Origin of the sequence: Jidongwangia harbinensis (assembly GCF_020216025.1) — a bacterium.
Classification (GTDB): Bacteria; Actinomycetota; Actinomycetes; order Mycobacteriales; family Micromonosporaceae; genus Actinoplanes; species Actinoplanes harbinensis.
In genome coordinates, this window is record NZ_JAIWNC010000010.1 from 96248 (window position 1) to 111292 (window position 15045).

Annotated in this window: 10 protein-coding genes; all 10 read left to right on the plus strand. The window is 73.6% G+C overall.

Annotated features, from left to right (window positions below; translation table 11 throughout):
- Positions 1–1143, plus strand: a complete 1143-nt coding sequence (locus tag LDL48_RS15315; protein WP_225255781.1) for a M20 family metallopeptidase — start codon at positions 1–3, stop codon at positions 1141–1143.
- Positions 1140–2015: a GNAT family N-acetyltransferase gene (locus LDL48_RS15320; RefSeq protein ID WP_225255782.1), complete on the plus strand. Its 876-nt coding sequence runs from the start codon at positions 1140–1142 to the stop codon at positions 2013–2015. The genes LDL48_RS15315 and LDL48_RS15320 overlap by 4 nt, the downstream gene beginning before the upstream one ends.
- A complete protein-coding gene (gene menC / locus LDL48_RS15325) occupies positions 2012–3118 on the plus strand; it encodes an o-succinylbenzoate synthase (RefSeq protein ID WP_225255783.1) in 1107 nt (368 codons plus the stop codon). Before LDL48_RS15320 ends, menC begins: the two co-directional genes overlap by 4 nt.
- Before the next feature lie 26 nt (positions 3119–3144).
- Positions 3145–4905, plus strand: a complete 1761-nt coding sequence (locus LDL48_RS15330; RefSeq protein ID WP_225255784.1) for a PucR family transcriptional regulator — start codon at positions 3145–3147, stop codon at positions 4903–4905.
- A 91-nt stretch (positions 4906–4996) separates the two neighbouring features.
- The gene (locus LDL48_RS44205) at positions 4997–5833 is read left to right on the plus strand and encodes a helix-turn-helix domain-containing protein (RefSeq protein WP_272493055.1); all 837 of its coding nucleotides are present in this window, start codon (positions 4997–4999) and stop codon (positions 5831–5833) included.
- A 531-nt stretch (positions 5834–6364) separates the two neighbouring features.
- Positions 6365–9286, plus strand: a complete 2922-nt coding sequence (locus LDL48_RS15345; RefSeq protein WP_225255785.1) for a glycoside hydrolase family 48 protein — start codon at positions 6365–6367, stop codon at positions 9284–9286.
- Positions 9287–9367: 81 nt separating this feature from the next.
- Positions 9368–10018 carry a ribonuclease FAU-1 family protein gene (locus LDL48_RS15350; protein WP_225255786.1) on the plus strand — a complete coding sequence of 217 codons (651 nt, stop codon included), beginning with the start codon at positions 9368–9370 and terminating at the stop codon, positions 10016–10018.
- On the plus strand, positions 10015–10875 hold the full coding sequence (locus tag LDL48_RS15355; protein ID WP_225255787.1) for a P1 family peptidase: 861 nt from the start codon (positions 10015–10017) through the stop codon (positions 10873–10875). The genes LDL48_RS15350 and LDL48_RS15355 overlap by 4 nt, the downstream gene beginning before the upstream one ends.
- A gap of 313 nt (positions 10876–11188) precedes the next feature.
- Positions 11189–12592, plus strand: a complete 1404-nt coding sequence (locus LDL48_RS15360; protein ID WP_225255788.1) for a serine protease — start codon at positions 11189–11191, stop codon at positions 12590–12592.
- A 5-nt stretch (positions 12593–12597) separates the two neighbouring features.
- On the plus strand, positions 12598–15024 hold the full coding sequence (locus LDL48_RS15365) for an MGH1-like glycoside hydrolase domain-containing protein (protein WP_225255789.1): 2427 nt from the start codon (positions 12598–12600) through the stop codon (positions 15022–15024).
- Positions 15025–15045 lie beyond the last annotated feature (21 nt).

Consider the following 15045-nt stretch of genomic DNA (forward strand, 5'->3'; position numbering starts at 1 on the left):
ATGGACACCCTGCTGCCCGACCTGCTCACCGACATCGAGGACCTGGTGACCTGCGAGTCGCCCTCGGAGGACCTGGCCGCGGTGGCCCGCAGCGCCGAGGTGGTGGCCCGGGTCGGCGCCCGCCGCCTGGGCGCCGAACCGGACCGGCTGGTGATCGACGGCGTCAGCCATCTGCGCTGGCGGTTCGGCGCCGGGCCGTCCCGGGTGCTGCTGCTCGGCCACCACGACACCGTGTGGCCGATCGGCTCGCTGCGCACCCGGCCCTACCGGGTGTCCGGCGGGGTGCTGCACGGGCCGGGCTGCTTCGACATGAAGGCGGGGCTGGTGCTGGCGTTCCACGCGGTCGCCGCGCTCGCCGACCGGGCCGGCGTGACCGTGCTGGTCACCGGGGACGAGGAGATCGGCTCGTCGACGTCGCGGGCGCTGATCGAGGCGGAGGCCGCCGGGTGCGACGCGGTGCTGGTGCTGGAGGCGTCCGCGCCGGGCGGCGCGCTCAAGACCGAGCGCAAGGGCGTCTCCGGATACGTGGTGCGGGCGGTCGGCCGGGCCGCCCACGCCGGACTGGAGCCGGAGCGCGGCGTGAACGCCGCCGTGGAGCTGGCCCACCAGGTGCTCGCGGTGCAGGGCCTGGCCGATCCGGTACGCGGGACCACCGCCGTGCCCAGCATGCTGACCGCCGGCACCACCTCGAACACGGTCCCGGCCGGCGGCGAGTTCAGCATCGACGTCCGGGTCCGGGACGCCGCCGAACAGCAGCGGGTGGACGCGGCCGTGCGGGCGCTGCGGCCGGTGACGCCGGGGGCGCGGCTGGAGGTCACCGGTGGGCCGAACCGTCCGCCGCTCGACGCGCACGCCTCCGCCGCGCTCTACGACCGGGTGGTGGCGGTGGCCGCCGGGCTGGGCCGGCCCGCTCCCGGCCGGGCCGCGGTCGGCGGCGCCTCGGACGGCAACCTCACCGCCGGCCTCGGCGTTCCGACGCTGGACGGGCTGGGCGCGGTCGGCGGCGGTGCGCACGCCGACGACGAGCACGTCGAGGTCGATGCGCTGGCGCCGCGGGCGACGCTGCTCACCGCGCTCGTCGCGGACCTGCTCACCGGCGACCGCACCGGTCGCCCGTACCCGTCGGAGATGGTGCAGCCATGACCGATCCGCCCGCCACCGGCCTGCGGTCACCGGCCGGCGCCGCCGAGGCCGCGGCCGGTGCCGCCGGGGTCCGCATCCGCCCGCTCACCGGGCTCGACGAGTTCGACCAGGTGTACCGGCTCTACCAGGCGATCTGGCACCCGGACCCGACGAACCCGCCGGTCACCGGGGAACTGCTGCGGGCGCTGACCAAGGCCGGCAACTACGTGGCCGGTGCCTACGCGGACGGCGAACTGGTCGGCGCCGGCGTCGGGTTCTTCGGCGCACCGGCGCACCGCGAGCTGCACAGCCACATCGCCGGGGTGTCCGCGGCGGCGCGTGGCCGCAACGTCGGTTTCGCGCTCAAGCTGCACCAGCGGGCCTGGGCGCTGGACCGCGGCGTCGCGGCGATCACCTGGACGTACGACCCGCTGATCGCCCGTAACGCCTACTTCAACGTGGTCAAGCTGGGCGCCGAGCCGGTGGAGTACCTGCCGAACTTCTACGGCGGCATGCTCGACGGCATCAACGCCGGCGACGAGACCGACCGGCTGCTGGTGCGCTGGGACCTGACCGCCCCGCACGTCGAGGACGCCGCCGCCGGCCGGATCCGCCGCGTCGACGCCGCCGCCCTGCGCGCGGCCGGGGCGGTGGTCGGGCTGGACCGCGCCGGCGACGGCACGCCGGTGGCCGGTTCGCCGGACGGCGGGACCGTTCTGGTCGCCGTACCCCCGGATGTCGGCGCGCTGCGCGGCACCGACCCGGGCCTGGCCCGGCGGTGGCGGATCGCGGTCCGCGACGTGGTGCGGCCGTTGCTCACCGGCGGGGGCCGGATCACCGGCTTCGACCGGACCGGATGGTACGTCGTCACGCGCGAGAGGACCGAGGCATGAAGCTGACCGGGGTGGAGTTGCGCCGGATCCGGATGCCGTTGGTGGCACCGTTCCGGACGTCGTTCGGCACCGAGACGTCCCGCGACATCCTGCTGCTGCGGGCGGTCACGGACGTCGCCGAGGGCTGGGGCGAATGCGTCGCGATGGCGGACCCGCTGTACTCGTCGGAGTACGTCGACGCGGCCGCCGACGTGCTGCGCCGGTTCCTGGTGCCGGCGCTCACCGGGTACCGCCGTCTCGACGCCGCCGCGGTGGGACCGGCCCTGCACCGGTTCAAGGGGCACCGGATGGCCAAGGCGGCGCTGGAGACCGCGGTGCTGGACGCCGAGCTGCGGGCCGAGGGCCGGCCGCTGTCCCGGGAACTGGGCGCGGTGCACGACCGGGTACCGGCCGGCGTCTCGGTCGGCATCATGGACTCGATCGGTGAGCTGCTGGACGCGGTCGGCGGCTACCTGGCCGAGGGCTATCTGCGGATCAAGCTGAAGATCCAGCCCGGGTGGGACGTCGAGCCGGTCCGGGCGGTCCGCGAGCGGTTCGGCGACGACGTGCTGCTGCAGGTCGACGCGAACACCGCGTACACCCCGGGTGACGGACCCCGGCTCGCCCGGCTCGACCCGTTCGATCTGCTGCTCATCGAGCAGCCCCTGGACGAGGAGGACCTGCTCGGCCACGCCCGCCTGGCCCGGCAGGTGCGCACCCCGATCTGCCTGGACGAGTCGATCACCTCGGCCCGCGCCGCCGCCGACGCGATCACGCTCGGCGCCTGCCAGATCGTCAACATCAAGCCCGGCCGGGTCGGCGGCTACCTGGAGTCCCGCCGCATCCACGACGTGTGCGCCGCGCACGGCGTGCCGGTGTGGTGCGGCGGCATGCTGGAGACCGGGATCGGCCGGGCCGCGAACGTGGCCCTCGCCGCGCTGCCCGGCTTCACCCTGCCCGGCGACACCTCCGCCTCGGACCGCTACTACCGCACCGACGTCACCGCGCCGTTCGTGCTGGCCGACGGGCACCTCGACGTGCCGACCGGCCCGGGCATCGGTGTCGAACCGCTCCCGGCGGCGCTCGACGAGGTGACCACGAGCACCGAGTGGCTGACGCCGTAACGCCCGCACCGCCCTACGGTGGACCCGTGGCCACCGGGAATCTGCGACCTCCGACCAGCCTGCGCCGGGTCCTCGACGACCTCGGCGCCACCCTGCTGGACCTCGTGCACGGCGACCCGGACGCCGCCGGGGTGATCGGCGGCGTGGCCATCCACGACCCGCTCGAGGAACCGGTGCTGCCGCGGCACGCGCTGGTGCTCGGCGTCGGGCTGCGCGACCCGGCCGGGATCGCCGGGCTGCTGCGCGCGCTGGGCCGGCACGGCGCGGCCGGCCTGGTGGTGCGCGCCCCGGTCCCGGCGGCGGGCGTCCCGGCGCCGGTCGGGCCGGTCGAGGCCGGGCCGGTTGAGGTCGGGCCGGTCGCCACCGGGCCGGTCGCTCCGGCGGAGGATCTCGCCGCCGCGGTGGCGGACAGCGGGGTGGCGCTGCTCGGGCTGGCCCCGGGTGCGTCCTGGGCGCAACTGGCCGCCCTGCTGCGCGGACTGCTCGCCGAGGGCGACATCGGCGACGCCGGCCCGGAGACGCTCGGCGGCGTGCCGTCCGGCGACCTGTTCGCGCTCGCCAACGCGGTCGCCGCGCTGCTCGACGCGCCGGTGACCATCGAGGACCGCAGCTCCCGGGTGCTGGCCTTCTCCGGCCGCCAGGACGAGGCCGATCCGTCCCGGGTGGCGACCATCCTGGGCCGGCAGGTGCCCGAACGGTACGCCCGCCTGCTCACCGAGCGCGGCACGTTCCAGACCCTGTACCGCAGCGCCGGGCCGGTCTACCTGGAGCCCGTGGTGGCCGAGCGGGGCGAGGCCTCGCTGCCCCGGGTCGCGGTCGCGGTCCGGGCCGGCGACGAGATCCTCGGGTCGATCTGGGCGGCGGTGCGCGGCCCGCTCAGCGACGAGCGGATGCGGGCCCTGGCCGACGCCGCCCCGCTGGTGGCCCTGCACCTGCTGCGCGTCCGGGCCGGCGCGGACGTGCAGCGCCGGCTGCGCGCGGACCTGCTCAGCACCGCACTGGAGGGCGGCACCGGCGCCCGCGAGGCGCTGCACCGGCTCGGCCTGGCCGACCAGCCGGTGACCGTCCTGGCGCTGGCCCTCGTCGACGCACCGGACCCCTCCGCCGAGCTGATCACCGAGCGGGAGCGGCTGGCCGACGCGTTCGCCATGCACCTGTCCGCGGTGCACCCGCGCTGCTCCGCGGCGCTGATCGGCGACGTGGCGTACGGGCTCGTCCCGGTGGCCGCCGAGGCGGACGGCGAGCAGCGTGCCGTGCGGATCGCCACCGACTTCCTGGACCGGGTCGGCGCCCGGGTCCGTGCGGTGGCCGGCGTCGGGCCGGTGGCACCGGACGTGGCCGGGCTGGCGGCCGCGCGGGCCAGCGCCGACCGGGCCCTGCGGGTGCTGCGGACCGGCGACGGACCGCGGCGGGTGGCCACACTGGCCGACGTGCACGTGGAGGCGCTGCTGCTGGAACTGCGGGACCTGGTGGCGGCGCGCGGCGACCGGCCGACCGGTGCGGTGGCGCGGCTGGCGGCGTACGACGAGCGGCACCGTACCCACCTGGTCGAGACGCTGCGCACGTGGCTGGACTCGTTCGGCGACGTGATCGCGGCGGCGTCGGCGCTGTACGTGCACCCGAACACGTTCCGGTACCGGCTGCGCCGGCTGGCCGAGATCGGCGGCATCGACCTCGCCGATCCGGAGGCCAGGTTCGCGGCGATGCTGCAGTTGCGGGTGGTGTCGCCGCGGGCGGACGGTGGTGTTCCAGTGGAGCGCTCCAGTGGAACACCGGCGTCGTTCTGAGTGCCGGACAACGACGCTGGTGTACCGGTGACGGGTCCCTGGGTGTGTCGCACCCAGCCGGGCGGTGCCGGTGCCTGCCTACCATCGGGTCATGGCTTCCAGTCCGCTCGGCGACTACCTGCGCGGCCGCCGCGCCGCGGTCACCCCCGGCCAGGCCGGCCTGCCCGCGGGCGGCACCCGCCGCGTCGCCGGGCTGCGGCGGGAGGAGGTCGCGCTGCTCGCCGGCCTGAGCGTGGACTACTACATCCGGCTCGAGCAGGGGCGCGAGCGCCATCCGTCGGCGCAGGTGCTGGACGCGCTCGGTGCCGCGCTGCGCCTGGACGACGACGGCCGCCGGCATCTGTACCGGCTGGCCGGGCTCGGTCCGCGCCCGCCGGTGGCGGCTCCGGAACGGGTGGACCCGGACCTGCGGCAGCTGCTGGACGGCTGGCCGGACAACCCGGCGCTGGTGCTCGGCCGGGCGTACGACGTGCTGGCCCGCAACCGGCTCGGCGCGGCGCTGTTCGCCGGGTTCACCTACTCGGAGAACCTGGTGCTGAACATGTTCCTGGACCCGTTCGCCCGGTCGTTCTACCGGGACTGGCCGGCCGCCGCGGTGAACACGGTGGCCGGGTTCCGGCTCGCCGAGGGCGCCACTCCGCACGATCCGCGGATCGCCCGGGTGCTGCGGGAGTTGCGGGAGGAGAGCGCCGAGTTCGTCCGGCTGTGGAAGCGGAACGAGGCCCGGGGCAAGCGGGCCGAGGTGAAGACGTTCGTGCACGGCGAGGTCGGTGAGCTGACGCTGCGCATGCAGACCTTCGATGTGCGGTCGGCGCCGGGGCAGCAGCTGGTGGTCTACCACGCGGAGCCGGGCTCGCCGGCGGCGCAGGGCCTGCGGCTGCTGGGCAGCATCGCGGCCACGCGGGACTCGACGGTCGCCGCGGACTGACGGCCCGGGTCGCAACCGGGTCGGTGGGTGTCGGTTATGGGGTGCGGGGTCGGGGACGAGGAGGGCGACCCTCGTCCCGGCCGTGTGCGATCTCGCGCGGGAGCCGGCCACGCGGTGGTGGGTAGCGTCGGCCTCCCTTCCTGCCGGAAACCTGCCGGAACCTCGATGGACCACATGGGAGCGCTCCCATGTGTTGTCCGTGACTGTAACCGTCGTCACCGGGTTGTCAAAGCCTGCACACGAGTTTGAAACATAGCGAAATCCCGGCCGCCCCCGTGCTGGTCACCGGAAATACCCCGTCTGTCCATCTTGATATGGGAGCGCTCCCATGGAAGGCTGTCGATATCGCGAGAGGGAGCTGACCCCCCGCACGGGTGGCCGAGGGCTTCCGGGTTTCCCGGACCGGCACCCCGCACCGCCGCATCCGCCGGCCCCGGCGCGGTGCGGACCGAGACCGTCCCCGCGCCTTTCCCTGTCCTCGTGGCCCCGGCCACGTCGAAGGCGCGCTCTCTCGAGGAGACCACGAACGCAATGAGACTTGACAGAATGAGACGCCGCGCGGCTTACGTCGCGGCCGGCGTGCTGGTCACCGCTGGGGTGGTGAGCGTGCCCATGGCGGCGCACGCGGCCGTCTCGTGTGACGTCGTGTACGCCACCAACGACTGGGGCAACGGTTTCACCGCGGACGTCACCATCCGGAACCTCGGTGACCCGCTCACCAGCTGGAACCTCGGATGGACGTTCCCGAACAGCGGCCAGCGCGTCACCCAGGCGTGGTCGTCCACTGTCACCCAGTCCGGCAGCCAGGTCACCGCGTCCAACGCGGCCTGGAACGGCAGCGTGCCGGCCAACGGCTCGATCAGCTTCGGCTTCAACGGCACCCACAGCGGCGCCAACCCGAAGCCGACGGCGTTCACGCTGAACGGCGTGGCCTGCGGTGGCGCACCCACCAACCAGGCGCCGTCGGTGTCGCTCGGCCTGCCGGCCGGACCGTTCGAGGCGCCGGCCGACGTGCCGCTGACCGCGAACCCCGCCGACGCGGACGGCACGATCAGCAAGGTCGAGTTCTACCGCAACGGCCTGCTGATCAACACCGACACCACCGCGCCGTACACCTACACGCTCGAGGATCTGCCGGCCGGTGACTACACCGTGCAGGCCAAGGCGTACGACAACGCCGGCGCCGCGGTGACCTCGGAGCGGGCGTTCACGGTCACCGGTGCCTCCGGCCCGGCCCTGATCGCCACGCCCTCCTCGGTGAGCGTCGCCGAGGGCGGCACCGCCTCGGTCAACCTCAAGCTCAGCGCCGCGCCCAGCGCCAGCGTGTCGGTCGGCCTGGCCCGTACCGGCGACGCCGACATCACGGCGACGGCGACCGCTTCCACGCTGACCTCGTCCAACTGGAACACCGGCGTCACCGTGAACGTGGCGGCGGCCCAGGACGAGGACACCGTGAGCAGCACCGCCACCATCACGGCGACGGCCACCGGCTACGCGCCGCTGGCGATCACCGCCACCGAGATGGACGACGACGCACCGGGCGGCGCCGCGGACGAGTACACCGAGCGCTTCCTGGACCAGTACGGCAAGATCAAGAACTCCGGGTACTTCAGCCCGGACGGCGTGCCGTACCACTCCATCGAGACGCTGATCGTCGAGGCGCCGGACCACGGCCACGAGACCACGTCCGAGGCGTTCAGCTTCTGGATCTGGCTCGAGGCGCAGTACGGCCGGGTCACCCAGAACTGGGCCCCGTTCAACAACTCGTGGACCGTGATGGAGAAGTACATCATCCCGTCCCACGCCGACCAGCCCACCGCGGGCGTGGACGGCACCCCGCAGTACGCCGCCGAGTACAACCGGCCCGACCAGTACCCGTCGGCGCTGCAGCAGAGCGTCCCGGTGGGTAAGGACCCGCTGCGCAGCGAGCTGCAGTCCGCCTACGGCACCGGCGACATCTACGGCATGCACTGGCTGCTCGACGTCGACAACACCTACGGTTTCGGCCGCTGCGGCGACGAGACCACCAAGCCGGCCTACATCAACACGTTCCAGCGTGGGCCGCAGGAGTCGGTGTGGGAGACCGTGCCGCAGCCGTCCTGCGAGACGTTCGCGCACGGCGGCCCGAACGGGTTCCTGGACATCTCGATCAAGGACTCGGGCACCCCGGCGAAGCAGTGGAAGTACACCAACGCCCCGGACGCCGACGCCCGCGCCGTGCAGGCCGCGTACTGGGCGCTGAAGTGGGCCAAGGAGCAGAACAAGCAGGCCGACGTCGCCGCCACCGTCGCCAAGGCGGCCAAGATGGGTGACTACCTGCGGTACGCGATGTTCGACAAGTACTTCAAGAAGATCGGCAACTGCGTCAACCCGAACTCGTGTGCGGCCGGCACCGGCAAGGACTCGGCGCACTACCTGATGTCCTGGTACTACGCCTGGGGCGGCGCGACCGACCCGGCGGCCGGCTGGTCGTGGCGGATCGGTTCCAGCCACGCCCACTTCGGTTACCAGAACCCGTTCGCGGCGTGGGCCCTGGTCAACACGCCGGAACTGTCCTCGGCGATGAAGGGTTCCACCGCGAAGGCGGACTGGACCAAGAGCATGGAACGGCAGCTGGAGTTCTACACCTGGCTGCAGTCGGCCGAGGGTGCCATCGCCGGTGGCGCGACGAACAGCTGGGACGGCGCGTACGCCCAGCCGCCGTCGGGCACGCCGACGTTCTACGGCATGCCGTACACCGAACACCCCGTGTACCACGACCCGGGCAGCAACAGCTGGTTCGGCATGCAGGTGTGGTCGATGCAGCGCATCGCCGAGCTCTACCACGAGACCGGCAACGCCAAGGCCAAGGCCCTGCTCGACAAGTGGGTGCCGTGGGCGATCGCGAACACCACGATCGGTACCGGCAAGGACTACCAGGTGCCGTCCACGCTGGAATGGCGTGGCGCCCCGGCCACCTGGAACCCGACCAGCCCGGCTGCCAACAGCAACCTGCACGTCACGGTCGCGAACCACACCCAGGACGTGGGTGTGACCGCGGCGTACGCCCGGACCCTGATCTGGTACGCGGCGAAGGCGAACAACGCCTCCGCCAAGGCGACCGCCAAGGGCCTGCTCGACGGCATGAACGCCAACGCCGACGCTCAGGGCGTGTCGGTGGCGGAGACCCGCGAGGACTTCAAGCGGTTCGACGACAAGTTCGACTCCGCGACCGGCCAGGGCCTGTACCTGCCGCCGGGCTGGAGCGGCACCATGCCGAACGGTGACCAGATCGCTCCCGGAAAGACCTTCCTGGACATCCGGTCGTTCTACAAGAAGGACAAGGACTGGGCCAAGGTTCAGGCGTACCTGGACGGCGGACCGGCCCCGGTCTTCAACTACCACCGGTTCTGGGCGCAGTCCGACCTCGCGATGGGGTACGCGGACTACGGCCGGCTCTTCCCCAACGGCTGATCTCTGATCGGCACGCGGCGCCCGGCAGGGTCTCCCTGCCGGGCGCCGCCCGTTTGTCCCGGCGGGCTAAGGTCGTCGATCATGGTGTGGACGTACGGCGACACCGTTCTGTACCGGTACGGCCGCCACGGCCGCACCCGGTTCCTGCGCATGGCCCGGGTGATCCAGGACGACGCGGACGGGCTGCTGCTGTGGATCGGTCCCGGCACCCCGCAGGTCGAATCCGTCCTGGTCGACGGGCGGGGACTGCACGACGTACCGGTCGCCGACCAGCTGTCCGCCCCGCGCACCCGCCGGGTCACCCCGTGGCGCGGCGCCGGCATCGTCAAGTACGCCCCCGCGGCGGGGGACTGGTCGGTGTGGTGGTTCTTCACCGAGGCCGGCGACTTCACCGGCTGGTACGGCAACCTGGAATCCCCGCGCGTCCGCTGGGAGTCCGGCGAACTGCTCGGCGTGGACACCTCGGACCGGGCGCTGGACGTCTGGATCACCCCGGACCGCAGGTGTACCTGGAAGGACGAGGACGAGTTCGCCGAGATGACCGGCCACCCCGGCCGCTGGACCGCCGAGCAGGTCCCGGCCATCCGCGCCGCGGGGGAGCACCTGATCGCCCTGGCCGCCGACGGCGCGTTCCCGTTCGACGGCCGGTGGACCGACTACCGCCCGGATCCGGCCTGGGGCACGCTGATGCTGCCGGACGGCTGGGACCGGCCGCACCTGGCCACGCCGTGAGCGGACCGCAGCTGTCGTCGGCGTACGCCGGCCACGCACCGGGTGTCACGGTGATCCTTCCTCCGCCCGGCACGGTCGGCTCCGGCGAGGTACGCGGCGGCGCGCCGGCCACCCGCGAGTTCGCGCTGCTCGACCCGGCCCGCCTGGTGGACCGGGTGGACGCCGTGGTGCTCACCGGCGGTTCCGCGTTCGGGCTGTCCGCCGCGGACGGCGTGCTGGCGCTGCTGCGCGACCGCGGCACGGGCTTCGCCACCCCGGCCGGCCCGGTGCCGATCGTGGTCGGCATGTCGATCTTCGACGACTCGGTGCGCACCGGCCCGCCGGACCCCGCCGCCGGCCGCGCGGCGGCCCGGTCGGCCTGGCACGGCACCCCGCTGGCGGCCGGCCCGGTCGGCGCCGGCGCGGGCGCGTCCACCGGCACCTGGCGCGGGCGGCGCGACCCGGGCGGCGTCGGCATCGCGGTACGGTCCGCCGGCCCGGCCACGGTGGCCGCGCTCATCGTGGTCAACGCGTGGGGTGACGTTCTCGGCCCGGGCGGCCGGCCGGTGTTCGGCGGACCGGTCCCGGACGCGGAGCTGCCGGTCGCGCCGGGCTTCCTGCAGAACACCACGGTCGGCGTGGTGCTGACCGACGCGCGGCTGTCCAAGACCGACTGTTTCCTGCTGGCCCAGAGCGGCCACACCGGGGTGGCCCGGGCGGTCCATCCGGCGCACTCCCGCTACGACGGCGACGCGCTGGTGGCGCTGGCCAGCGGGGAGGCGGGGGAGGCGAACGTCGACCTGCTCCGGGCCGTCGCGACCGAGACGGTGGCGGCGGCGGTACGGGACGCGGTGCGGCCGGACGTGCGGCCCGCCTGACGGCCCGCCCGACGATCGGGCGCCCGGGCATCCGCGCGGCTCCGTGGGAGCGGGGGACGGGGTGGGCGCCCCGTCCCCCGCGATGTCCTGCGAGGACGTGTTGCTGTGGAACTGGAGCCGTGCCACGCGGAATGCGGTGAGGTCTCGCCTCCTCCTGGGGACGATCGGAGAACTTTGGGAGCGCTCCCATGTCAATGTAACAGCTGTCACGCGGACATAACAGACGTGTTTCGATCCCTAGTTCCGGCGATCGCCGCGATTTCTCGGATATGGTCGGTGATCAATGTGAACGCGGCTCGGGTTGGGGGAGTGGATGAGGCGGATCTGGGCAGTGCTCCCGGTCCTGGCGACGATGGTGGCCACGGTCGCGGTGGCCACTCCGGCCGCGGCCACCGAGGACGATGTCGTGGCGCGGCTCCGGGCCGTACCCGGGCTCACCGTGCTGGAGGAGCAGCCGGTGCCCGCGCCGTACCGGTTCTTCGTGCTGGCCTACACCCAGCCGGTCGATCACCGCCGGCCCTCGGCCGGGACGTTCCAGCAGCGGATCACGCTGCTGCACCGCGGGCCCGACCGGCCCACGGTCCTGCACACCACCGGGTACGGCGTTCCCGGCCAGCCCTTCCGCGCCGAACCGACCCGCCTGGTGGACGGCAACCAGCTCTCCGTCGAGCAGCGGTTCTTCACCCCGTCCCGCCCCGAACCGGCCGACTGGTCCAGGCTGACCGTCTGGCAGGCGGCCACCGACCACCACCGCATCGTCACCGCGCTGGACTCGCTCTACCCGGCCGCCTGGCTCTCCACCGGTGCCAGCAAGGGCGGCATGACCTCGGTCTACCACCGCCGCTTCTACCCGTCCGACGTGGACGGCACCATCGCCTACGTGGCGCCGCAGGACGTGCGGAACCAGGAGGACTCCCGGTACGACCGGTTCTTCACCACCGTGGGCAGCGACCCGGCGTGCCGCGCCGCGCTGGACGCCGTCCAGGTCGAGGCACTGCGCCGCCGCGCCGCCCTGGTCGAGTTGTACACCGCGTGGGCCGCGCGGAACCAGCGCACGTTCGGCATCGTCGGATCGGCCGACCGCGCGTTCGAGTTCATGGTCAACGGCACCACCTGGGCGTTCTGGCAGTACGGCGACGAGAGCCAGTGCTCCGCGGTGCCGGCGACCACCGCCTCCGACGAGGCGATCATGGGCTGGCTGGACGCGGTCTACGGACTCGACGCGAACACCGACCAGGGCACCGGCCAGTTCGTGCCGTACTACTACCAGGCCGCCACCGAACTCGGGTACCCGTACCTCAAGCTGCCCCACCTGCGCCGGCTGCAGCACTACCGCGGGCAGGACGTCGCCGCCTCCTACCTGCCGGACCCGCTGCAACCGCGGTTCCGGTCGCGGACCATCGATGACGTCGACCGCTGGGTGCGCGGTTCCGGCCGGCAACTGCTCTTCGTGTACGGCGAGAACGACCCGTGGGGCGCCGAACCGTTCCGGCCCGGCCGGGGCACCCGCGACTCGCTGTGGTTCACCGCGCCCGGCGCCAACCACGGCGCGTCCATCGAGGCGCTGGCCGCCGGGGACGCGGCGACCGCCACCGCCGCCGTGCAGCGCTGGGCCGGCGTGGCGGCGCCGGCGCGGCGGGCGGCGGCACCGGCTGCGCCCTACGATCCGGGGCTGGACGACTACCAGCCGGCCCTCGACCGCCGCGTCAACCGGTGATCGCGATGCGCGCCCACCGCCGCACCGCGGCCACCGTCGCCGGCCTGCTGATCGCCACCACCCTGGTCGCCGCGCCCGCCCCGGTGCGGGCGGCCGCCGCGCCGCCGCCGGTCTATCCGGCGGTCGGCGCCGGCACCCGGTTCCTGGACCACGCGGCGCTGCTCGGCGACACCCCGGAACCGGCCTGGTACGAGGCGAACATCCCGTTCGTGGACGTGCCCGACACCGAGATCCGGGACACCTACTACTACCGGTGGCGCACGTTCAAGGAGGCGCTGAAGTACACCGGGCCGGCGGACGGCTGGATCGTGTCGGAGTTCCTCGGCCCGGTCGGCTACTCGGCGCCCAACGGCGGCATCAACGCCGCGGCCGGCCACCACCTGTACGAGGGTCGCTGGCTGCGCGACACCCGCTACCTCGACGACTACCTGGAGTACTGGCTGCGCGGCTCCGGTTCGGGACCGAAACCGGCCACCGAGCACCTCGGCAAGGACACCACCGACTGGGCACACCAGTACTCGTTCTGGGCGGTCGACGCGGCCGTGGCCCGGGCCGAGGTGACCGGCGACTGGCGGTTCCTGCTGGACCGGCTGCCCGAGCTGGAACGGCAGTACCGCACCTGGCAGGACAAGCACCTCAACCGGGACCTCGGGCTGTACTGGCAGACCCCGGTGTGGGACGCCATGGAGTACACCGCCAGCTCCTACCAGAGCAGCGACCCGTACCACGGCGGCGACGGCTTCCGGCCCACCCTCAACGCCTACCAGTACGGCGACGCCCGCGCCCTGGCGGCGCTGCAGCGCCGGGCCGGCAACCCGGACAAGGCGGCGCGGTACGACCGGGAGGCCGACGCCCTGCGCACCGCCCAGGAACGGTACCTCTGGGACCCGGCCGGATCGTTCTACAAGCACGTGATGCGCGACGGCAACCCGTCCCGCACCCGGATCGTGGACCGCGAACAGATCGGCTTCGTGCCGTGGTACTTCCACATGGCACCGGCCGCCAACGCCGCCGCGTGGGCGCAGCTCACCGATCCGCAGGGCTTCGCGGCGGCGTACGGGCCGACCACCGCGGAACGGCGCAGCCGGTGGTTCATGCACGAGGCGTCGAACGGCTGCTGCCGGTGGAACGGGCCGAGCTGGCCGTACGCCACCAGCCAGACGCTCACCGCGATGGCGAACCTGCTGATCGACTATCCGGCCCAGCCCTATGTGGACCGGCAGGACTTCCACCAGGTGCTGCGCGGGTACGCGCTGACCCAGCGCAAGGGCGGCAGGCCGTACGTCGCCGAGGCGCACCACCCGGACGAGAACCGCTGGATCTACGACGGTTTCAACCACAGCGAGGACTACAACCACTCCACGTTCGCCGACAACGTGCTGTCCGGGCTGCTCGGCGTGCGTCCGCAGCGGGACGACACGGTGCGCGTGGCGCCGCTGGTCCCGGACGGCTGGGACCACTTCGCGGTGGAGAACCTCGCCTACCACGGGCACAACGTGACCGTGCTGTGGGACCGTGACGGCACGGCGTACCGGCAGGGCGCCGGCCTGCGGGTGTGGGTGGACGGCGAGCTGCGCCACCAGCAGCCCGGGCTCGCCCCGGTCACCGTGCCGGTCGGCGCCGCACCGGCCCCCGGGCTGCCGGCCATGGTCGACGACGCCGCGAACGTCACCGAGACCGGCTATCCGACCGCCCGCGCGTCGTACACCTGGCGTGGCGACTCGACCGCGAACGCGATCGACGGCCAGGACTTCCACCTCGACGTGCCGACCACCCGGTGGACCACCTGGCAGTCACCGAACACCACCGACTGGCTGGAGGTCGACCTCGGCGCCGCCACCGAGGTCTCCGACGTGCGTATCGTGTTCTACGACGACGGCGGCGGGGTGCGGACCCCGCAGCGGTACGCGCTGCAGCACCAGCGGGCCGACGGCTCCTGGCAGGACGTGCCCGGCCAGACCCGGGCACCGGCCGCACCGGTGGGCCGCGCGGTCAACCGGATCCTGATCGATCCGCCGCTGGTCACCGACCGGCTGCGGGTGGTGGCGTCACGCGCGGACGGCGGCGCGGTCGGCATCACCGCGCTGCAGATGTGGCGGCCCACCGATCCGGCGCTGACCGCCGGGTTCACCGGGCTGCGCGACGGCGCGGTGGCGGTGCAGCCGGGACAGTCGGTGACGGTGCGGACCCGGGTGACCGCGATCCGGCGTACCGCCGGGGTCCGGGTGTCGCTGTCCGTGCCCCGGGGCTGGACGGCGCACGCCGTGACCGCGGCCGGCGCGGACCGGCTGAGTGCGGGCGAGACGCTCGGCACCACCTGGCGGGTGACCGCGCCGCCCGGCGCCGACCCGGGTGCCGGGCCACCGCTGCGGGTCCGGGCCTCCTCGACGGCGGGCGGGGTGAGTGCCGCGCTGGCGCCGACCCGGTCCTGACAGCTTCCACACAACTCGCTG